This is a genomic window from Geodermatophilus sp. DSM 45219, from assembly GCF_900104025.1.
Lineage (GTDB): Bacteria > Actinomycetota > Actinomycetes > Mycobacteriales > Geodermatophilaceae > Geodermatophilus.
In genome coordinates this window covers 437,763-458,319 of sequence record NZ_FNIQ01000004.1, presented here as the reverse complement: position 1 = coordinate 458,319, position 20,557 = coordinate 437,763, and the positions used below count along the sequence as shown (strand labels likewise).

Annotated in this window: 18 protein-coding genes; 11 read left to right on the top strand and 7 right to left on the bottom strand. The window is 74.3% G+C overall.

The window, feature by feature from the left end:
- The first annotated feature begins 383 nt into the window (after positions 1-383).
- From BLR12_RS25555 to BLR12_RS15070, 3 genes are all read left to right on the top strand, one after another.
- On the top strand, positions 384-5,246 hold the full coding sequence (locus BLR12_RS25555) for an RHS repeat-associated core domain-containing protein (RefSeq protein WP_143018785.1): 4,863 nt from the start codon (positions 384-386) through the stop codon (positions 5,244-5,246).
- Positions 5,247-5,337: 91 nt separating this feature from the next.
- Complete coding sequence (locus BLR12_RS15085; protein ID WP_091379601.1) at positions 5,338-5,745, top strand: hypothetical protein; 408 nt, start codon at positions 5,338-5,340, stop codon at positions 5,743-5,745.
- Positions 5,746-6,529: 784 nt separating this feature from the next.
- Entirely contained in the window at positions 6,530-7,012 is a 483-nt protein-coding gene (locus BLR12_RS15070; protein WP_218120688.1) for a hypothetical protein, read from the top strand.
- A gap of 360 nt (positions 7,013-7,372) precedes the next feature.
- On the opposite strand, the gene BLR12_RS25680 is transcribed toward BLR12_RS15070, so the two are convergent.
- Both BLR12_RS25680 and BLR12_RS15060 read right to left on the bottom strand, forming a co-directional pair.
- Positions 7,373-7,993: a helix-turn-helix transcriptional regulator gene (locus tag BLR12_RS25680; protein WP_091379594.1), complete on the bottom strand. Its 621-nt coding sequence runs from the start codon at positions 7,991-7,993 to the stop codon at positions 7,373-7,375.
- 23 nt (positions 7,994-8,016) lie between these two features.
- Positions 8,017-8,400, bottom strand: a complete 384-nt coding sequence (locus tag BLR12_RS15060; protein WP_091379591.1) for a nuclear transport factor 2 family protein — start codon at positions 8,398-8,400, stop codon at positions 8,017-8,019.
- 788 nt (positions 8,401-9,188) lie between these two features.
- Between BLR12_RS15060 and BLR12_RS15055 the strand changes: the two genes are divergently transcribed.
- On the top strand, positions 9,189-9,416 hold the full coding sequence (locus tag BLR12_RS15055; RefSeq protein WP_091379589.1) for a hypothetical protein: 228 nt from the start codon (positions 9,189-9,191) through the stop codon (positions 9,414-9,416).
- 125 nt (positions 9,417-9,541) lie between these two features.
- Here the strand turns inward: BLR12_RS15055 and BLR12_RS15050 are convergent, their stop codons facing one another.
- Both BLR12_RS15050 and BLR12_RS15045 read right to left on the bottom strand, forming a co-directional pair.
- A complete protein-coding gene (locus BLR12_RS15050; RefSeq protein WP_091379587.1) occupies positions 9,542-10,231 on the bottom strand; it encodes a class F sortase in 690 nt (229 codons plus the stop codon).
- Between the two features lie 104 nt (positions 10,232-10,335).
- Positions 10,336-11,106, bottom strand: a complete 771-nt coding sequence (locus tag BLR12_RS15045; RefSeq protein WP_091379584.1) for a hypothetical protein — start codon at positions 11,104-11,106, stop codon at positions 10,336-10,338.
- Between the two features lie 303 nt (positions 11,107-11,409).
- On the opposite strand from BLR12_RS15045, the gene BLR12_RS15040 reads away from it, so the two are divergent.
- Together BLR12_RS15040 and BLR12_RS15035 are read left to right on the top strand one after the other, a co-directional pair.
- The gene (locus BLR12_RS15040; RefSeq protein ID WP_091379581.1) at positions 11,410-11,973 is read left to right on the top strand and encodes a copper resistance CopC family protein; all 564 of its coding nucleotides are present in this window, start codon (positions 11,410-11,412) and stop codon (positions 11,971-11,973) included.
- 5 nt (positions 11,974-11,978) lie between these two features.
- Positions 11,979-13,385 (top strand): CopD family protein, encoded by a 1,407-nt coding sequence (locus BLR12_RS15035; RefSeq protein WP_091379579.1) that lies wholly within the window; start codon positions 11,979-11,981, stop codon positions 13,383-13,385.
- A gap of 3 nt (positions 13,386-13,388) precedes the next feature.
- Here the strand turns inward: BLR12_RS15035 and BLR12_RS15030 are convergent, their stop codons facing one another.
- Entirely contained in the window at positions 13,389-14,621 is a 1,233-nt protein-coding gene (locus tag BLR12_RS15030) for an AGE family epimerase/isomerase (protein WP_255363519.1), read from the bottom strand.
- Between the two features lie 74 nt (positions 14,622-14,695).
- Between BLR12_RS15030 and BLR12_RS24075 the strand changes: the two genes are divergently transcribed.
- The gene (locus BLR12_RS24075) at positions 14,696-15,304 is read left to right on the top strand and encodes a hypothetical protein (protein WP_143018784.1); all 609 of its coding nucleotides are present in this window, start codon (positions 14,696-14,698) and stop codon (positions 15,302-15,304) included.
- Positions 15,305-15,893: 589 nt separating this feature from the next.
- Positions 15,894-16,394, top strand: coding sequence for a DUF2505 domain-containing protein (locus BLR12_RS15020; protein ID WP_091379577.1), 501 nt, complete (start codon positions 15,894-15,896; stop codon positions 16,392-16,394).
- 150 nt (positions 16,395-16,544) lie between these two features.
- Here the strand turns inward: BLR12_RS15020 and BLR12_RS15015 are convergent, their stop codons facing one another.
- Positions 16,545-17,123 carry a universal stress protein gene (locus tag BLR12_RS15015; protein WP_091379574.1) on the bottom strand — a complete coding sequence of 193 codons (579 nt, stop codon included), beginning with the start codon at positions 17,121-17,123 and terminating at the stop codon, positions 16,545-16,547.
- Positions 17,124-17,329: 206 nt separating this feature from the next.
- Here BLR12_RS15015 and BLR12_RS15010 point away from each other — a divergent pair, with 206 nt between their 5' ends.
- Genes BLR12_RS15010 through BLR12_RS15005 form a run of 3 tightly spaced genes read left to right on the top strand, consistent with a single transcriptional unit; the run spans position 17,330 to position 19,292 of the window.
- The gene (locus tag BLR12_RS15010; protein WP_091380007.1) at positions 17,330-18,616 is read left to right on the top strand and encodes a serine/threonine-protein kinase; all 1,287 of its coding nucleotides are present in this window, start codon (positions 17,330-17,332) and stop codon (positions 18,614-18,616) included.
- Positions 18,617-18,650: 34 nt separating this feature from the next.
- Positions 18,651-18,782, top strand: coding sequence for a hypothetical protein (locus tag BLR12_RS25260; protein WP_255363518.1), 132 nt, complete (start codon positions 18,651-18,653; stop codon positions 18,780-18,782).
- 3 nt (positions 18,783-18,785) lie between these two features.
- Complete coding sequence (locus BLR12_RS15005) at positions 18,786-19,292, top strand: mycothiol transferase (protein ID WP_091379573.1); 507 nt, start codon at positions 18,786-18,788, stop codon at positions 19,290-19,292.
- Positions 19,293-19,295: 3 nt separating this feature from the next.
- Here BLR12_RS15005 and BLR12_RS15000 read toward each other — a convergent pair whose 3' ends face one another.
- Positions 19,296-20,327 carry an ion channel gene (locus BLR12_RS15000; protein WP_091379570.1) on the bottom strand — a complete coding sequence of 344 codons (1,032 nt, stop codon included), beginning with the start codon at positions 20,325-20,327 and terminating at the stop codon, positions 19,296-19,298.
- Positions 20,328-20,557: the final 230 nt, after the last annotated feature.

The following is a 20,557-nucleotide window of genomic DNA, read 5'->3' as shown; positions in this document are numbered from 1 at the left end:
AAACCTTTCGTACCGCTACGGCGGCACCGGGCAACTGCACCACGCACTTTGCTGGGAGGCGGCGGCTTACCAGCTACTGATGAAGCCCTGATGCAGGACGGCGGGGACATCGTCAAGGTAGGTCAGGCCGAACCGACACCGCACTGGAACCGGAGCATCGCTGTCGTCCAGCCTTGCCGGGCGCACTGCGGGTCAAGGGCGGGGATCCTGGCGCGCCTTCACCTGACTGGGTGACCGAACCCGTCCGTCACAGAGAGCGATCTTGACACTACCCTGCGTCGCTGTCAGCGTGCGTGATCACAGCGCCATGGCCGGGCGCTGAGCACTCGGTTTCTCCGCTTCTCCGTCCTGCTCGGCTCGTCGTGTCCGCTGGTGAGGTTCTCGTGCCCGTTCGTCCTGCCTCCGTCGTCCTGCCCACGTGGCGTGCCAAGCCGCTGGGCGTGCTGCTGGCCGCCACGCTAACCATCGGCGTAGCGGGTGCGCCGCCGGCTAGTGCCGCACCGGACGCGCCGGCACCTGCTGGGGCGGGTGAGGACCGCGGGCCCGGCCCACAGGGGCCCAAGGGGACGCCCTATCCGCGCGACGAGGACCGCTGGGCGGCCGCGGCCGCCCAGCGGCAGGCCGGCCCGGGGAAGACCGACCCGGTGGAGGTGCCCGGGTTGCGCACCCGCACCTCGCGCACCGTGCAGGACCCGGTCAGCGGGGTGCTGAGCACCCAGCTGTCGACCGGGTCGCTGAACTTCCAGAACGCCGACGGCGAGTGGGTGCCGGTCGACAACGATCTGGTGGCCACCGGGCGGGACGCCGACGGCGGCTGGGCGAACGCCGCCAACCGGTTCACCGCCACTTTCCCGGCCACCCTGGCCGCCGGCGCGGTGCAGGTGGTCGATGTCGCCGATCCGCAGCGGCGCGTGTCGCTGGAACTCGCCGAGGACCGCACCGCGCCGGCCGCCGGCGCCGGGAAGGTCGACGGCGCCGAGGTGGTCTATCCCGACGCGGTCGGCGCCGGGGTGGACGTGACCTATGAGGCGCAGGCCGACGGGGTGAAGGAGTCCATCGTGCTGGACTCCTCGGCCGCGGTCGCCTCGCTCGGCGCCGATGGGGCGGTCTCCTTCGAGCTGGCCGCCGGCCGCGGGCTGCACGCGGTGGAGACCGACGACGTGGTCACCGTGGTCGACGCCGACGACCGGGCGGTGTTCGTCATCCCCGCGCCGTTCATGGACGACGCGGCCGGCGCGCACTCCGACGACGTCACCGTCGACCTGGCCGAAGCCGGGCGGGGGCGCTGGCGGCTGACCCTGACCCCGGACCGGGCCTGGCTGGCCGACCCCGCCCGGGCCTTCCCGGTGGTGGTCGACCCGACCATCGAGTACCCCTCGCCGATGCTGGGCTGCTCCATCCGCTCCGCGGCCGCAACCACCGCGGCCTGCGCGGGCTCGGCGCTGCCGGTGTCGTGGAACTCCACCGACGGCACCGCCGAGCGGGCGCTGCTGCGCTTCGACGAGCTGCTCACCGTGGTACCGGCCGACAACCAGGTGCAGCGCGCGCACCTGAACCTGCACGTCACCGCCACCACCGGTGCCGTGGCCTCCTCGGTCGACGTCCGCGAGGTGACCGCCGCCTGGACCAACGCCGCGACCTGGAACACCCGCAACGGCACCACCGCCTGGACCACCCCCGGCGGGGACCGGGCACCGCAGGCGGCCGGCCGGGCGACGCTGACCCCGAACGGCACCTACCAGAACATCGAGGTCGGCGAGCTGGTCTCCCGCTGGGTGGAGGGCACCGCCGCCCACCACGGGTTCTCCCTGGAGAAGACCACCGCCGCCTCCGGCGGACAGCGCCTGCAGCTGTCGGCCCCCACCTCAACCGCCGCGCCCTCGCTGTACGTGGATTGGCAGCCGCGCACCGGCGCCCGCAAGGCCGACAGCGCCGCGGTGCAGCTGGACCTCACCGACCGCACCAGCGTCTCGGTCAACCCGGCCAACGGCAACGCCGCGGTCAGCACCGGCGAGTTCTCCCTGTCCGGGGTGGGCCTGGACCTGCAGATCGGCCACACCTCCAACAGCCTGGCCACCGACTTCCTCGGCCCACTGGGCCACGGCTGGACCACCTCCACCGGCGGTGCCGGCGGCGTGCGCCTGACCGTCCAGCCCTGGGCGGTGTCCTACCGGGACGGCAGCGGCGCGCTGCACGTCTTCCACCGCGCCCTGGACGGCTCCTACACCCGCCCGATGGGCCTGGACGCCGACCTGGCCACCGGGCCGAACGGCACCTGGACGCTCACCGCCCGTAGCAGCAAGGTCGTGCAGACCTTCACCGGCATCGGCGGGGCCACCTACGGGCTGTCCAAGGTGACCGACCGCAACGGCAACGCGCTCACCTTCACCTACGACGCCGCCGCCACGCTGCCCTACAGCGACACCCGGATCCTGCGGTCGATCACCGACACCCGCGGGCGCACCGTGGCCGTCACCAACCCCGGGTACTGGAACACCGCGGCCACCGACTGGGCCAACCGCTCGGTGTTCTACGAGACCAACGCCAACAACGAGCTGGCCCTCTTCACCGACGCCGCCGGCGGCCACGTCCGCTACGGCTACGACGCCGCCCACCGGGTCACCTCGATCACCACCCCCGAAGGCAAGCGCACCACGCTGGCCTACGACGACCGCGGGCGGATCACCCGGCTGACCCGCGTCACCGACACCGCCGCCGGCACCGGGCCGACCTGGACCTTCAGCTACGGCACCACCGACCGTTCCACCGGCACGCCTGCCACCCGCACCGAGGTGCGCGACCCCAACGACAACACCACCACCTACACCTCCGACGGGCGCGGCCGGGTCGGGCGGGTCACCGACGCCCGCGGCAAGCACCGGGACGCCACATACACGCCCAACGACGACACCGCCACCACGACCTTCGCCACCCCGGCAGCCGGCGGTGGCGCGGCCACGACCACCAGCACCTACAACCCCGAGACCTTCACCCTGGCCAACACCCGGACCCCCACCGGCGCGGGCATGGCCCACACCTACGGCACCGGCGCCCGCCTTTATGACCCGATCAGCTCCACCGACGCCCGCGGCAACACCACCGGCTACACCTACAACACCCGCGGGGAGACCAGCGCAGTCACCCAAGGCGGCACCACCGTGCGCTACCTGTACCAGGGCGACACCGACCCGGCCTACGGCGGCACGGTCAACTGCGGTCCCACGGTCAACGGGGCGGTCACCGCGACCAAGACCGGGGTGCTGTGCGAGGAGCGCGACGCCCTCTACACCGCCGGCACCTCGGCGGCGACCACCACCGCGCACCGCACCGCCTACCGCTACGACAACCTCGGTCAGCTGACCACGCTCATCCCGCCGGGCACCGACGCCGCCGGGCAGACCACCACCGGGCGCGGCATCCAGACCTTCACCTACGACACACTCTCCCGGCTGGAGACCCTCACCGACGGCAAGGGCCAGAAGACCGTCTACGGCTACGACGCCCTCAACCGGCGCACCTACGTCCAGCACCACGACAAGTCCAGCGAGTCCAGCTACATCACCGGCGACGGGCCACTGCGCGAGCTCACCGAGTACGACCCCGCCGGCACCCGCACCCGCGCCACCCAGTACAACCGCCACCCGCAGCTGGTCGACCGCATCGAGGGCATCCGCAGCCCCGAGGGCCCCATCGAGTTCGACTACGACTCCCTCGGCCGGATGACCAGCTACGCCGACGCCGGCGGCCAGGTCCGCTACACCTACAACCCGGCCAACCAACTGACCGCGATCACCGAACCCGGCGGGGACTGCACCAGCCAGACCTACGCCACCCCCGGCGCCGCGTCCACCAAGTGCATCCTGTTCGCCGTCGACGACGACGGGCGGCGCACCGCCGTGCGCTACCCCGGCGAGGCGACCCAGACCTGGACCCTGGACGGCTCCGGGCGGCCCACCCAGATCAAGGGCGTCGCCGCCGGCGCCACCCGCCTGGATCTGACCCTGAGCTGGGCCGACGCCACGCTGCCGGCGTCGGCCAGCAACCCGGGCAAGGACACCGGCCTGGTCACCTCGGTCACCGACGCGGTCACCGCCCGGAAGACAACCCACACCTACGACGCCCTCGACCGGCTCACCGTCGCCAACACCACCCCGAGCTCCGGTGGCACGACCACCGACTACGAGGCGTTCTGCTACGACCCGGCCGGGAACCGGACCGCTTACTACACCCTGCCCGGCGCCACCTGCACCAGCGCCAGCCCGGCCATCGCCGCCACCTACGACGGCGCCAACCAGATGACCTCGGCCACCGGCCTGGGCTCTACCGGGACCCTGACCGGCACCGGGTTCACCTACGACGGCAACGGCAACCAGACCACCGCCAAGGCCAACCCCGGGCGCACCGTCACCTACAACGACCGTAACCAGGCCGTCACCACAACCCCCGCCGGCGGCGCCGCGGTCACCTCCCGCTACGCCGGTACCGGCAACCTCGAGCGCGTCGCCGCCGGCAACACCACGTTCCAGCCCAGCCCGCTGTCCCCCGCCCCCGCGTGGTCGGCAACGGAAGGCACCTCCACCTGGACCCTCCGCGACCCCGACGGAGCCCTGATCGCCATCCGGCAAGGCCCCACCAACACCCCCGCCTCGGCGACCAGCTACTACCCATTCACCGACCAGGTCGACTCCGTGCGCGCCATGGTCACCACCAACGGCACCGTCGCCGCCAGCTACACCTACAGCGCCTACGGGGTCCTGCGCGCCAGCACCGGCACCCTCACCCAGCCCTACCAGTACGGCGGTGGCCACACCGACACCACCACCGGCCTGATCAAGCTCGGTGTCCGCTACTACGACCCGACCCACGGCCGCTTCACCCAACCCGACCCCACCGGCCAAGAAGCGCACGACTACATATATGTCGCCGGCGACCCAGTCTCCTTGAACGACCCAAACGGCGATATCCCCCCGGCGCTCCTGCTCGCAGCGGTGTTGCTCCGTGGGGCCAGCATGATCGCCCCTCGCGCAGGGGCGGCAACCAGTCAGGCTGCCCGAGCCGCCGCACCGCTTCGAGTCCCGGTCAGGAGCCAGCGCGCCGCAGTTCAGGCGCAGCGACGTTGGACGGAGCGGTTGGAACAGAAGGGGTATGAGTGCCAGGGCCGAGGGCCGTGTGGGCTCGGAGACAGGGCGCACGTAGATTATCGGCGTCCAGGGAGCCAAGAGTGGCGGACGGTGCACATTGGTTGAGCGAGAGGGTTGGCTTGCCGCGGATTGGCCGGCGAGGCTACGACAAGCCCATGTCGATCTAAGCGCGGCGCTGGATCGTCACGCAGCCGAGATGGCTGCCTGGTCCGAGGGTGACCTCGTAGGACTCGAGTCCATCAACTCGGCGCTTCGGCGCGCCTTCCAGGAGTACGAGGATCTCCTGGGAGAGAGAACCGGCACACTCATCGGTCTAGGGCACGTCGAGGGCCAGGGCGAGCAGACCGACGAACAGCGATCGTGGCCGGAGGCTCAGTGGGTGACAGTCATCAGTCGTCACGACTACCGACTAGCCCCAGGAGAGGAACTTGCCCACTTCCATCCAGCCGGGCGAGAATTCACGGCGGGGCTCCAGATCACCCTCGTGCCCGACCTGCCACTCCCCGTCGACGATCCCAACGAATGGCCTCCCGAGAGCTTCCAGGAGTGGATGACCACTGAAGGTCGGATCATCCACGAGGACATCTTCGACCCATTGTTGTAGCGCATCGCTGGATCTTCACGATTCGACACTACGTTCATCCACCCTAACCCCAGCCCTACCAGTACGGCGGTGGCCACACCGACACCGCCACCGGCCTGATCAAACGCGGTATCCGCTATTACGACCCGGTCCACGGCTGATTCACGCAAGAAGACCCGACCAAGCAGGACTCGCACGCGTACGCGTACAGCCACTCGGCGGCTTCCTCGCCGGCGTCGTGGCCGACTGGCTCGGCAACCGAGTGGCCCCGGTCGTCTTCGCCGTCGTCACGACGCTGGTCTTGCTGGTGCTGCCGCTCTCGCGGGATCGGCATGTGCGCGAGCCACCGACGCAGTGACGACGTCCCGGTGGTCATACCGGCAACTTTGGTCCGGGACCGATAGCGCTTGCCGCCCGAAGCCAGACGTCGACGGCAGTCGGCAGTCGGCAGTCGGCAAAGAGGGTCTCGCGCGGCGAAACCGTTGCGGCGACGTCCGAGGCCTCAGCGACCAGGGTCACGACCTCCCGGTCGGCGATCCCCTTGCGGTGATCATCGGCTTGCCGGTCGAGGGCGCCCACACCGTCCGGTGCGCGTTCGGCTACCGGGACGCTTCGACAAGGAGCCGTCAGACTTCGGTGCCTCCCGACCGTCCCAGCAGGACCGTGCGAGGGGGTGTCATGCGCGGCCTTGCAGCGACATCCACGTGGTCTCTACGCCGCGGCCCTAGTGTCCTGGCATGTGACCTCCGCAGCAGGCGTCTTGGGCGTCGGGCCAGCACCGGCACCCGCTCCCCGATGGGCACTCGTGGCCGCGCATGCTGCGGCGCTGACACCCCTGCCGTCCGCCCTCTGGCGGCTATCCCTCGTCCTCGGGTTCTCGGGTGGGTTCACCGAGCAGGGCCTGATCGACCTCGACGTCGCCGGATCAGGCTGGATCTACCTGGTGGTGCTCAGCGTGCTCAGCGAAGTGGCTGCCCTCCTCACCCTCGGCCTGGTACAGCCGTGGGGTGACGTCATACCTCGCTGGGTGCCACGCCTCGGGGGGCGTCCCGTCCGCACGAGACTGGTCATCGTGGCCGCATCGGCAGGCGCCGTGGCCCTCATTCTCCTGTGGACTGAGTTGCTGTTCTGGTGGGACACCCCGCACCCCGACATGACGCCGGCGGGAGCGAACGTGGTTGGCCTCCTGTACTTGCCGCTGGTCGCCTGGGGTCCGCTACTTGCCGCAGTCACCGTCTCCTACGCCCGGCGACACCGCGCAGCCTCAGCCCGACACCAGCCTCAGTAGCCGGTCCCCTACCGGAAGTCCCAGGCCCGGTCGCAGGTCCCGCTTCTCCGTGGTCGGCACCGCAGGGGGACACCGGCCAACCGGCGTGAATCCCTCGCGCAGCCCGACACAAGAGCGGCTGTAGAACTCGACGCCGCCCCCTTTTCTGTTCCGGACGTGCGCCGTCCCCGACCTCGTCCACGAGATCGGTCGCAGAGCCTGACGGCGGCGTCCGGGTAAGCGATCCCCTGCAAGACACGACCGCATCTGCATGCCCGGCCGCGTGGATGCGCCGCAGACCGTTGGGCTCCCGGACGGCGCAAGCACGGGCGGTGCAGCCGCACCGCGTCGCCGGGCAGGTCCGCGGCGCCGGAAGCAGCGTCATGCGATGCCTCGGGCGGTGGCGCACCAGCGGCCTGGTGCGATGTCGTGGTGACGCTTGAAGGTCTGGGAGGAGAACTCCGAGGCGTAGCCCAGTGTGTGGGCGATCATGGCGAGGCCGTCATCGGTGTCGCGGAGACGCTCGCGGGCGAGGGCCATCCGCCAGTCAGTCAGGTAGCTCAGTGGTCCGGTGCCGAGCTGCGCGGTGAAGCGGCGAGCGAAGCTGGCGCGTGACGGGTGAGCTTGGTCGGCCAGCGCGGCAACTGTCCAAGGGCTGGCGGGGTCGGCGTACAGGGCGCGGAGAGCGGCCCCGACAGCCGGGTCGGTGAGGGCGCGGAACCAGGCGGGAGCGGTCTCGGGCTGGGCGGCGAAGTATGTGGGGCGGGCTGACCACTCGGGAGCGTATGGCGCACCGCCTGGGCCTGCCGGAGCAGCCCGCTCAGCCAGACGAACAGCAGGCCGGCTAGGTCCATGCGCTGGACGCCCGGGAGGTGAGCCGCCGCCCTCCCGGGCGTCCGTTCCACTCCATGGACCGGTGCCCCTGGGAGTGCCTGGCGGTTCGTCCCAGGGGCACCTCCCCTCTTCGCCTCGAATCTCGGGGCATCGAGGCGCAGGCCCCATCTGATCGAGGGAAGTAGAACGCCCTACTCGTTCACCGCCGACGCGTGGGCCGCGATGATGCGCCAGCCTCCCCGGTGGTCCGAGACCCAGGTTCGGGTGTACCGCATCCGAGCCGCGAACGGCTGACCGCCCACCGTGCCCTCCAGGGTTCCCAAGAACCAGGTCACCCCGGTGGAGCCGACAACCAACGCCTGCAACTCAGACTCCTCGACCCGACTCAGCACCTGCTGCCTGCTGCGATGCGCGTCGAGGTCGTCGTCTTTGGTGAAGAGGCTTCCATCGGGACCCGTGAAGAGCAGTGCGTCGTCGAGAAGATCGGTCAGCGCCTCGACATCTGAGGCGAGTTGGGAAGCCTGAAGCCGTCGTTCCGCCACCTTCAGGCTCTCAGTGCGGTTGGTTTCGGTCATGGGTCGACCGTAGGGACGACGCGGTGCACTGGCGCCCGTGTTCTCTCGAAGCGGACTGCTGGTCGGCGGTGGACCCCGGTCCGCCCCCGCCGCGCGCCCGCCCACGACGCCACCCAACGCCGCACCCGACGAGCCGCCGCGATCAGCGGCGATCAAGCCCGAGCCGGGCGAACATCCAACGTGCCGCCTGAGCTGCGAGAACGGCCGAATCCGCAGGCCAGCGGCGTGAGCCGCCAGGCCGCCTGAGCGCCCCCACAATCCCTGGGTCGTGGGTTCGAGCCCCACCCGCCCCACCGGTCCTGTGGGCTGCTCCGCCTGGTGCTCGCCCGCCGAGCACCGGGTGGGCCTCGACGCCGTTGCGGTCGATGGCCGAGCGCTGTCCCGGATGAGCCTCGACACTCACGCCACGCGGAGCTGAGCGTGGCGGAGCAGCGGCATCGGCCGTGCTGGCGGTGGACGCCGAGGGCCGTGCCGCGGATCGCCGAAGCGCATCGCCGCCTCTGGTGACCGCGACCGACGAGATCGGACGCGCGGTGGGCTGGCACCACCGACGGGCTCCGGACCCCCTGCTCCAGACCGAGCCACCCGATCGCCCCAACCGGATCGAGCAGGTGCGCGACGGCGCAGCCCTGCGGCTCGTACAGGGTGGCATCGACCGCGACGGCTACGGCGTGCACGTCCCCGTGCCGACTGCCCCCCATACCGGGACGCACCGCTGCAGGACGTACGCGCATCACCCGCAGATACGATACCGTCACGCATAGCAACGTGCTGGGGGGAGTACCACCGTGCGCCGCGACACCCTGGTGCTCACCGCGCTGCTCGACCGCTGCCGGGCGGCCGGCATCTGGTGGGTCGCCCACCGGGAGCACCGTCGCTCGCTGTGCAGCTGGTGCGGTGACCACCTGTGGCTGTCCGACCAGCCGCCCACCGAGACCGCGTACCACCGCCGGCACGTGCACCCCGCCTGCAAGGCGCGAGCCGACGAGGATGCGGTCGACGCGGCGCTGTGGTGACCGCCGGGGGCCTCGGTACCCGTCGCCGCCAGGCCGGGGAGCGAGGCCCGACGCGCGACGCCCTCTGCACGCGAGCATCGCAGCAGCGCGTGTCGCCTACCCGGCCTGCGTGGGGACGCCGCGGCTCAGGTGGCCGAGGTGCCGACCAGCGAGGCGAAGACGATGACGTTGTCCTCGTAGCTGCGGGCGCCCGAGTCGAAGTCGCCGCCGCAGGTGATGAGGCGCAGCTGGGCGTCGTCGGTGTTGCCGTAGACCTCGATGGTCGGGAAGTCGTCCTTGCGGTGCCGCTCGACGCGGTCGACGGCGAAGGTGGCCACCGAGCCGTCCTCGCGGGTCACGGCGATCTCGTCCCCGGCCTGGAGGGCGCCGAGGTCGAAGAAGATGCCCGGGCCCCACTCCTGCGAGTCGACGTGGCCGAGGACCACCGCGGGGCCGACCGCGCCGGGGGCCGGGCCGCCCTCGTACCAGCCGGCCTGGTCGTCCTCGGTGAGCGGCGGCACCTCGACGGTGCCGTCGCCGTTGAGGCCCAGCCGCATCAGGTCGCTCTCGACGTCGATGGCCGGGATCGCGACCGACACCGGGGCGGCGACGGCCTCCTCCGTGGGTACAGGGGCGGGAGCTTCGCTCGGCGGCGGGACGGCGTCCGACGTCCGGGGAGTGGTGGTCTCAGCCGTAGCGGCGGCGGCCGCGGGCTGCGGGGGCTCCTGCTGACCGGTGAGCGCCACACCCAGCGCGACGGCGGCGACGGCGACGAGGGCGACGGCCAGCAGCGCCCAGCCTCGTGCGGTGCGCCGGCGGGGGGACGGGTCGGTCACGGGAGCCTCCGGGGTCGGTGCGGGGGCGGCGGGATCAGGGCCGCGACGGACGGCGTCCGTGCCGCGCGGGGAGACGGGCTCCCCGCGCGGCACGGACGGTCGGATCAGGCCTGCTCGCCGGCCTGACGACGGCGGTAGGCCAGGGCACCGGCACCGGCCGCACCGGCGAGGGCCAGGGCCCCGACGCCGATCGCCGCCTGCTGCTCGATGCCCGCGGTGCCGCCGGCACCGGTCTCCGCGCCACCGTTCGGAGCGGTGCCCATCTGGGCCTCCTCGAAGGCGCCACAGGCGGCCGGAGCGGTCGCCTCCATCGGCAGCGACGGGTCGAGGTCGCTCACGACGTCACCGTCGTAGGTGCCGCTGCCGTCCTTGTCGACACCGTGGAGCACGAGCACGGCGGTGCCCGCGGCGAAGGCCTTCTGGACGTCCTCGGTGACGGTGAAGGTCCGCTCGTAGCTGATGGTGCCGCCCTCGGCGGTCGGGAACCGGTCGACGGCCAGGCCGCTGTCCGGACTCGTGTCGCCCTCGGTGGTCAGCGAGGAGCCGATGGCGCCGTAGTAGGGCGCGCCCTCGGTGACGCTGACGAAGCCGTCACCGTCCTCGTCGTCGGCGTCGGTGGGGCAGGTGCCCTGGGCGCCGATGTGGAAGTGCTGCGCGTGCGGCGCACCGGGCACCAGGCCGCTGGCCTCGATCATCACCGTCGCCTGGTCACCGGAGAGGGTCACCATGCCGGTGCCGGAGACGCCGGAGGCGTTGAGCGCACCGAGGTCGGCCTGGTAGCTGCCGTCGTGGTCGGCCAGGGCCGGGGACATGGTCAGGAGCGGGAACGCCGCGGCCGCGATGGCGACGGTGGGAAGTGCGAATGCCTTGCGCAAGGGACTCCTCCTCGAGTCGGGTGCAGCACCTCCGCCGGGGAGGCGGGGTGTCCGGCGGCGGTCGGGGACCGGCGCCGGTGGAGCAGGTGGACGCGGGAGCGCCCACCTCGTGAGGTCAGGGCGGGGAAGCGCCCTCGGACGTCGGGGTCCCCCCGGCTGCGAAGCCGATCCCGTCGCCGTCCACGCACCGTCTTCGCGCTGGGGGGACGAACCGGTTCACCCGCACTCCATGACGATCGTGTGACGGCCCGCCGACCAGGCACGACGGCAATCCGGGACGGCGGCTGGGTGCGAACTCCTGGCATGTCGCGACGACCCGCTGCCGCCCTGCGCGCCCTCGGCCGGACGACGGTCGTGCTCGCCGCCGCCGTCCTCGCCCTGCTGGGCGTGGGGACGCCGGCCGCCCTGGCGCACGACGCGCTGGTCGCCACGACACCTGCGGACGACGCGACGCTGACCACCCCGCCGGCGCAGGTCGAGCTGCAGCTGAGCGGCCCGCCGCAGGGCCTGGGCACCCAGGTGGTCGTCACCGCACCCGACGGCGCGGTCGTGTCGCAGGGCGAGCCCGAGCTGCGCGGCAGCACCGTCGTCCAGCCGCTGGCCGACGGCCTGCCCGCCGGGGCCTACACCGTCGCGTGGCGGGTGACCTCCTCCGACGGCCACCCGCTGTCGGGCACGGCCGCCTTCACCGTGGCCGGGAGCGCGGCGGATCCCGCACCGGCGCCCGAGGCGGCGGCACCCAGCGAGGCCGCCGCGGCGCGGCCGGTCGGGTCGTCGTCCTCCGGTGCCGGGTGGATCGCGGCGGGTGCGGCCGCGGTCGTCCTCGCCGCCGGCCTCGTCGTCCTCCGCTCCCGCCGCCGGGCGTGAGCGGCATGGCACCCACCTCCGTCGTCGAGGCGTCCCTCCCCCGTCCGCCCGTCCGGACGAGCGCCGTCCCCGTCGTGGTCGCTGCGGTCGCCGGGCTGCTCGGGGTGCTCGTGCTCGCCCTGCTGCTGGGCGGTGGCCGCCCGGCCGAGGCCGCCGCGGGCCTGGCGCAGGCCGGGCCGCTGGTCTCCTGGGGCCTGCCGGTCGCCACGCTGGCCGGGCGGATCGCCGCCGTCGGCACCGTCGGCACGCTGCTGTTCGCCGCGGTCCTGCTGCCCGGCTCCGGCCGCTCGCTGCCCCAGGCGTCCCGCCGGGCGCTGCGGGCGGCGTCGCGGTGGGCACTGGGCTGGGCCGCCGCGACCGTGGCCGGTGCCCTGCTGACCGTGGCGCAGCTGGTCGGCGTCGCGCCCACCGCCGTGACGGCGTCGTCGCTGCGGGTCTTCGCCACCGACCTGCCCGCCGGGCGCAGCGCGGTGGTCGTGCTCGTCGCCACCGTCGTCGTCGCCCTCACCGCCCGCCGGTGTGCCGGGTCGGTGCCGGCCGCCCTGCTGCTCGCCGCGGCGGTCTGCGGCCTGGTCATGCCCGCGGTCCTGACCGGCCACTCCTCGGCGGCCGAGGACCACGTCCTCGCGGTGACCAACCTCAGCGTGCACGTGGTCGCGGCGTCCCTGTGGGTCGGTGGCCTGCTGGCGCTGCTCGTGCACGGCCGGTCCGCGGACGGCCTGGCCGGGGCGGTGGGCCGCTTCAGCGCGCTGGCGCTGGTCTGCTTCGCGGCCGCGGGGACGTCAGGGGTGCTCGCCGCCTGGCTGGTCCTCGGCGGGTCGCTCCCGGTCGACACCGTCCTGGGCAGCGGGTACGGGTGGCTGCTCCTCGGCAAGACCGCCGCCCTGGTCGTCCTCGGCGTCCTCGGCCGGCGGCACCGCCGTTCCGCGCTGCCCCGGCTGCGGTCGGGCCGCCCGGGGGCCTTCCGGCGGTTCGCGGCCGTCGAGGCCGCGGTCATGCTCGCCACGGTCGCCCTGGCCGTGGCGCTGGCCGCCTCCCCGCCCCCGGCGGCCGCCGCCGTCCCGGCAGCGGCGACGGCGACCCCGGGCGAGGCGACCACGGGCACGGCAGCCCCCGAACCGGGTGCCGCCGCGGTCGACGACATGTCCGGCCACGACCACGGGGACCTCTCGGTCACCGTGCTGGTCGACGGGACGCGGTTCCACGTCTCCTCCGCGGTCGCCCCGGGGTCGCGGGTGACCCTGCACAACGGCTCGGCCACCGAGGTCAGCCTGACCGCGGACGACGGCTCGTTCGACGTCGTCGTCCCCGGGCGGACCCTGACGACCTTCCTGGCGCCGTCGGAGCCCGGCAGCTACCCCTTCACCAGCCGGCACTCGGCGGGGTTCGCGGACGTGCTCGTCGTCGGGTGAGGATCAGCCGCCCAGCGCGGCCCGCACCCCCGCGGCGATGCTGCCCCGCACCGGGGTGCGCGGCAGGAGCAGCGCCTGGGCCACGTGGTAGGCGTCGGGCTTGCCGGTCCAGGTCGTCGTCCCGACGTCGCCCTCGGGCGTGAGCTCGTGGTGCCAGCCGCCGTGCACGGGGTCCCGGAACCGGTCGGTGGCGTGCTGCTCCCACCGCTCCAGGTCCTGCGCGTAGCCGGGGTCGCCGGTGACCGCACCGAGGACGGCGGCCGCGCCGATCGCCTCGGCGAGCACCCAGTGCATGCGCGCGGTGACCACCGGCCGGTCGGCCCAGTCCAGGGTGTAGACGAACCCGTCGTGCCCGTCGACGGCCCAGCCGCGGTCGACCGCCGCGCGGTAGAGGCCGACGGCGTCGGGCAGCAGCCAGCCCGGTGCGTCGTCGCCGAGCACCGCGCGGGTGTGCAGCGCCAGGCGGGACCACTCCAGCTGGTGGCCGACGGTGACCCCGTAGGGCCGGAAGGGGTCCGAGGGCCGGTCGGCGTTGTACTCGGGCAGCACCCGCCAGGCGGCGTCGAAGTGCTCCGGCAGCCGCCAGTCGCGCTCCCGCGCCCAGCCGTGCACGACGCGCTCGACCACCCGGGCGACGCGGGAGCGCAGCTGCCCGGGTGCCCCCTCCCCCAGCGCATCCAGCGCGTCGGCGGCCGCCAGCACGGCCTCGACGCCGTGCATGTTGGCGTTGATGCCGCGGTAGTCCGCGCAGGTCGTCCAGCCGGCGTCCCACTCCTCCACGGCCATCCCGGCCGCGTCGTCCCAGAAGTGCCGGTCCCAGACGGCGAGCGCCTCGTCCAGCAGCGCCCGGCCGCCGGGCACCCCCGCGGTCGCGGCGCTCGCACCCGCCAGCACCACGAACGCGTGCACGTAGGCGGCCTTGGTGTCGTCGGCCTCGTCCCCGGCCGGCCCCAGCGACGCGACCCAGCCACCGTGCTCGGGATCGTGGAACGGCCCGGTCAGCGCGGCGACGCCGTGCGCGGCGAGCTCCTCGGCGCCCGGGCTGCCGAGCATCGCGGCGAGGCCGAACACGTGGGTCATCCGCGCGGTCCCGTAGGTCGCGCGCGGCTGGTCGGCGAGCAGGGACCCGTCCGCGGCCAGGTGGCCGAACCCGCCGTCGGGGTGCCGGGCACCGGCCGCGAAGGCGAGCAGGGCGCGCAGCTCCCCGGTGAGCAGGTCGTCGGCAGTCGTGGGCACGGCCCGCACGCTAGTGCGGCGGGCGGGACGCCGGCCCGTCGCGCGGCGGGGCCGGTCCGCGCCAGGATGCGCGGGTGGGCGACGGCTGGGACGACTCGGTGTCGATGCGGCTCGCCGCCCTCGCGCTGGACCGGGGACGGCTGACCGACGACCTGGTCACGGCGCTGGCCGTGCGCGGCACCCTGCTGGTCGACCTCGCGCTGCGCGACCGGGTCCGCGACACCGAGGACGCCGTCGAGTTCGACGACCCGCCCACCGGCTTCGCCCCCGCCGACCGGCTGCTGGCCGACGGGGCGTCGTCGCTGACCGACCTGCTGCGCGCCGGGCCGGTCGACCAGCGCGACCTCGCCGCCGAGCACCTGCGCCGCGGCTCGTGGAGCGTCCGCCGCCGGCTGCTCGGGACCCGCTACACCGACGCCCGGGCCGACCGCACGCAGGCCGACGAGCGGCTGCTGCAGCCGCGGTCGGAGCCGTGGACGCCGGCCGACGCCGCGCTCGCCGCCGTCGGCAGCACGCTCGGCCTGCTCGACGGGCCGCGGGAGCGCGCGGGCGAGGAGCTGCTGGAGCACGCCGGTCCGGCGCGCTGGCTGGTCGAGACGGTGGTCGAGGAGGTCGACCGGGCGATCACCCGCGGGCAGTTCATGCGCGGCGCGGTCAGCCTCGCCGACGGCGCCCCCGGCTGACCTCCGGGGCACTCCCCGGCTGCCGCCACGGGTCGGCCCGCCGTCCCTCGGCGGCCTCGCCGACGCTCGTGGCCACCCGTGCGGCGCGGCGCGACGTGGAGCCGCGCCCGGGTGTCGTCGAGCCGGCCGGGCCGGCCGGGACCGCCACGCCGGCCGGTCGAGGACCCGGGCGCGCCGGGTGCCCCGCTCGGTGTCCTCGGGCGCGAAGACCTCGGTCCGCCGGCGGCCAGCGCCCGGGCGTGGATCGCGTCGACGTCCTCGACGAGCAGGTACAGGCCCCGCCCCGTCGAGCGGCCGACCAGCGGCGGGGTCGCGTACGGGCCGTCGTCGCTGGCGACCATGACGACGGCGTCGCCCAGGCGCACCTCGGCGTGCTGCACCGACCCGTCGGCGCCGTCCTGCCGGCGGACCGTCGCGAAGCCGACCGCCTCGAGCCAGCGCAGCGCGGCGGGGGCGTCGGCGTGGCCGAGGTAGGCGTGCAGCCGGGCCGGCAGGGCCGGACCGTACCGGCGCAACCCGCCGGTGCACGAGGGCCCGGGGCGCCGGGGGCCCGGTCGCGGGGACGGCGTCCGGCGGCGCAGGATGTCCCGTGCCCATCGACCACACCACCACGTTCCCGGCCGGTCCGGACGACGTCCTCGGCGTCCTCACCGACGAGGCCTTCCTGCGCGACTACGCGCAGGCCCTGGGCGCCCGGATCGAGTCGGTGGACAGCGACCCGGCCGACGGCAGCCCGCGCACCACGCTGCAGCTCGTCGTCCCCACCCTCGGCATCCCGGCGGTGTTCACCCGCTTCGTCGGCCGCGAGGTGGCCGTCGCCGACCGGCGCAGCTGGACCGCCGACGGCGACGGCGGGCACCGCGGCGTGCTCCAGGTGGAGACGCGCATCCTCGGCCGGACGGCGGCCGTGCGCGGCGAGCGCCGGCTGCGCCCGACACCGCAGGGCACCCGGTCGACGGTCACCGGCGAGGCCGAGGTCGACGCGCCGGTGGTCGGACGGCAAGCCGAGGCCGCCGTCCGGGAGCTGGCCATGGTGGTGCTGCGCCGGGAGGACGACGTGCTGCGCCGCTGGCTGGGCTCCCCGGACTGAAAGAGGACCCCCCGTCCCTCGCCCCTCGGCCCCCTCCCGGGTACCGCCGCGAGCTCGCGAGTGGTGGGGAGGAGGGGGTCCTTCTACTGACGCGGGGCCGTTCCAGCACGTCACCGCGCTCGCGGCGGGACCCCCGCAGGGAGCCGTTCGTCAGGGGCCGCTGAAGTCGGCCGTGGCCCCCCGGAAGCGCCGCCTCCGGGCGCGTACCTGCTCCCCGCCCTGGCGGCGGCGCAGGTGCAACCGCTCTCGGTGCGACTCGGGCGAGTGGACGACGGTCACCGGGCACGGCGCGTGCAGGGCGCAGTGCATGCTCGTGGAGCCGAGCAGCATGCTGGAGAACCCGCCGTGGCCCCGGCTACCGACCACCAGCAGGTCCGCGCCGGCCGACTCCCGGATCAGCGCGTCGGCCGCCGCGCCGAGGACCGCCGTCACGTGGATGACCGGGTGCGGCTCCGGGACGTCGCGGAGCACCTCGGCGATGAGCGTCTCGGCCCGCTGCACCGCGTCGGCCTCGGCGCGCTCCTGGTCGAAGCCGCCGAGCGCGTCGAAGTCCATCCACGCCTCGGGGGGACGGTGGGCGATGACCGCCTCGACGGGCACGTCGCGGCGGACGGCGTCCTCGATGGCGAACCGCAACGCGGCCCGTGCCCCCGCCGACCCGTCGACCCCGACCACCACCCGTGGTCCGCCCGCCTGGGGTCGGTCGACCCGTTCGGCCTGCTCGCTCATGACGGCCTCCTCGCACCGCCGGCCGTGGGGCCCGGTGCCTCCACGGGCGGCTCGATCATGGTCCGGGCGGCCTGCCTGCGACAAGGTCCTCCGTCGCGGTCCGCCGCCCTCTCGACCGCGGGGTGGAGCCGCCGGCCGACGCCCCGGGCGCACTCCGGGGCGCGCTGCGGACCGCACCGGCGCCCGTCGGGGCGTACCGTCCGCGCATGACTGCCGAGCCGGCGTCCGACGACCGCCTGCTGGCCGGGCGCTACGCGCTCCGCGAGGTCCTGGGCCGCGGCGGCATGGGTGTCGTGTGGCTGGCCACCGACCTGCGGCTGGAGCGGCCGGTGGCGGTCAAGGAGGTCACCTTCGCGCTGCACCTGTCCGACGAGGAGCGCCGCCTGCTGCGCGAGCGCACGATGCGCGAGGCCCGCACCGCCGCCCGGCTGGACCACCCGTCGGTCACCTCGGTCTACGACGTGGTGGAGGAGGACGGCCGGCCCTGGCTGGTCATGGAGCTCGTGCAGGCCCGCAGCCTGCAGGAGGTGATCGACGGCCAGGGCCCGCTGCCGTGGCCGGCCGTGGCGCGGATCGGGCTCGACGTGCTGGCCGGGCTGACCGCCGCGCACGAGGCGGGGGTCGTGCACCGCGACGTGAAGCCGGCCAACGTGCTGGTCGCCGACGACGGGCGGGCCTGCCTCACCGACTTCGGCATCGCGACGGCCACCGGCGACCCGACGATCACCACGACCGGCGCGATCATCGGCTCGCCGTCCTACATGGCGCCCGAGCGCGCCAACGGCCAGCCGCCCGGCCCGGCCGTCGACCTGTGGTCGCTGGGCGCCACCCTGTGGACCGCGCTGGAGGGGCACCCGGCCTTCGCCCGCGGCGAGCCGATGGCCACGCTCATGGCGGTGGTCACCGAGGAGGCGCCGCCGGCTCCGCACGCCGGCCCGCTCGAGCCGGTGCTGCGCGGACTGCTGACCAAGGACCCGGCGCAGCGGACGACGGCGCAGCAGGCGTGCCGGCAGCTGCAGGCCGCGCTCGACGAGGCGCAGCCCGCGCCCTGGTCGCCCGGGCCGGCGGCGCGGCAGCCGGAGCCCCCGCAGCAGGTCGACGAGGTGCGGCAGGACCGGGTGGAGCGGATCGACGCCGCGGACCTGCGGGCCCTGGTCGCCGCCTCGGCGACCGTCCTCGGCACCGTGGCCCGCGACGCCCGCGACCAGGCCCGTCACCTGGCCGAGCGGCGGCGCGAACGGCGGGCGCAGGCCACGGCGCGGGAGGAGGCCGCGGCCCAGGAGAGCGCCGCGGCGCAGGAGCAGGCCGTGGCCAGGGAGCGGGCGGCGGCCCAGGAGCGGGAGCGGGCGGTGGCGGCGCGGGCGGATCAGCGGCCCCGGTTCCGGTTCCGCCGCCGCTGGGTCGTCGTCCCGGTGCTGGTGGTGCTGCTCGTGGTGCTCGCCGTGGTCGCCGGCCTGGTGGTCCTCGCCGGTTACCTGCTCGGCTGGTCCTGACGCGGACCGCGCCGTCGTGGGGCAGGCTCCCCCCATGACGACGCCGTCCGCCGACACGCCCCAGCCGCGCGACATCGCCATGGAGATGGAGACGCCCGAGCAGGCCGCCGACCTGGAGGCGCAGAGCGAGCCCGCGCCCTCCGAGGCCGCCACGGGTGGCGAGTGACCCGTGCGCTCCCGCGACGTCCTCACCTACGCCTACGAGCAGGTCGCCGAGACCCTGGCCGGTACCGTCGACGGGCTCGGCCCCGACGACCTCGCCCACCGGGTGCAGCCCGGCGCGAACCCGATCGGCTGGCTGGTCTGGCACCTGCTGCGGGTGCAGGACGACCACGTCGCGGACGTCGCGGGCACCGAGCAGGTGTGGACGGCGGACGGCTGGGCCGGCCGCTTCGGCCTGCCGGTGGACGACGCGGCCACCGGCTTCGGGATGGGCGACGCCGAGGTCGACGCCGTCCGGGTGCCCTCGGCCGAGCTGCTGCTGGGCTACTCGCAGGCGGTGCACGCCCGGACGGCGGACTTCCTGGAGGGGCTGTCCGACGACGACCTCGACCGCGTCGTCGACACGCGGTGGGACCCGCCGGTCACCCTCGGCGTCCGGCTGGTCAGCGTGCTCTCCGACGACTTCCAGCACCTCGGCCAGGCGGCCTACCTCCGCGGCCTGCTGGGACGGTGAGGTTCAGCGGGCGCCGCGCAGCCGGGCGGGCTCGATCCGCCGTCCGGCGACGTAGTAGAGCGTGGCGCCTGCGGGGACCGGGGTGTCCCAGGCGGGGCTGACCACCAGCCGGCCCTCCGTCCGGAGCGCCAGGACCGTGGCGCCGAACGTGCGCCCGAACCAGGTCTGGCAGTCGCCGAAGGTGCGCTGCGCGAAGTCGCCGGGCACCCGGGTGGAGTACGTGTTGCCGTGCCCGCCGCTGGTCATCAGGTCGCTGTAGACCTGCGCGATGCCCGGGTCGTTGGCCTCCTCGGTGAGCAGGAACGGCATGTGCCACTGCACCGCCTGGACGTCCGGGTGCACGTAGCGCAGCGTCTCCAGCCGGCCGAGGTCGCGCAGCGCCACGACCAGGTGCACGTCGCGGTTGGCGTGGGTGACGGCCAGCGCGACGGCCAGGGCCTCGTTGTCGTCGCCGACGTCGACGACCGCTGTCCGCGCGTGGGCCGCGTTGGCGCGGGCCATGACGTCGGCGGAGGCGAGGTCGCCGCGGACGAACTGCACGTCCAGCCGCTCGGGCAGCGGGTCCTCGGGGACGTCGTCGGTCGCGCAGAGCACCAGCGGCGTCCCGCCCTCCGCGGTCAGCTCGGCGACGATGCGCGACGTCCGCCCCGGCGTGTAGCCGAGGAGCACGACGTGGTCGGTCAGGTCCAGTCCGACCAGCCCCCTCAGTCTCTTGCCCCTCACCGTCTGCAGCGCGGCGGACAGCTGCGTGAAGAGCAGCGTGAGCGTGACGATGCCGCCGACGATGACGTAGGCGCCCACGACCCGGCCCGCGGTCGAGGCCGGGTAGACGTCGCCGTAGCCGACGGTGGCCGCGGTGACGACGAAGTACCACCAGTAGGTGCCCGGCGCCGCGATGCCGGTCTCCGCCGGCTCGACCAGTGCCATGGCCGCCCAGCTGGTGAGGAAGACGAACACCGCGACGGCCAGCGGCAGCCGCCACCCGGGCAGCCGGACGCGCAGCAGGCGCGCCAGGCGCGCGACCAGGAACGGCACCTGCCACCTCCCCGACGACGACCGGGGCAACCTAGCGGACGTGATCACGCAGCGGCGGGACGCCGGCCTGCGGCTACCGCCCCGGGGTGAGGACGACGGATGACCGCCGGCACGTTCCGTGGACCTCGACGCGCGCTTCTGCACGCCCTTCTTGACCCGCGCCGCGCCTTGCTGCCTCGGCACGCCACCCAGCAGTGTCAAGACCCCTGCGACACCTGTGGACAAGCCCC

Coding starts and splice junctions, on each gene's coding strand:
- BLR12_RS15085 (WP_091379601.1), top strand. CDS start 5,338: ATGGCTGCCTGGTCCGAGGGTGACCTCGTAGGACTCGAGTCCATCAAC.
- BLR12_RS25680 (WP_091379594.1), bottom strand. CDS start 7,993: ATGGGGCCTGCGCCTCGATGCCCCGAGATTCGAGGCGAAGAGGGGAGG.
- BLR12_RS15060 (WP_091379591.1), bottom strand. CDS start 8,400: ATGACCGAAACCAACCGCACTGAGAGCCTGAAGGTGGCGGAACGACGG.
- BLR12_RS15040 (WP_091379581.1), top strand. CDS start 11,410: ATGTCGCGACGACCCGCTGCCGCCCTGCGCGCCCTCGGCCGGACGACG.
- BLR12_RS15035 (WP_091379579.1), top strand. CDS start 11,979: ATGGCACCCACCTCCGTCGTCGAGGCGTCCCTCCCCCGTCCGCCCGTC.
- BLR12_RS15015 (WP_091379574.1), bottom strand. CDS start 17,123: ATGAGCGAGCAGGCCGAACGGGTCGACCGACCCCAGGCGGGCGGACCA.
- BLR12_RS15010 (WP_091380007.1), top strand. CDS start 17,330: ATGACTGCCGAGCCGGCGTCCGACGACCGCCTGCTGGCCGGGCGCTAC.
- BLR12_RS25260 (WP_255363518.1), top strand. CDS start 18,651: ATGACGACGCCGTCCGCCGACACGCCCCAGCCGCGCGACATCGCCATG.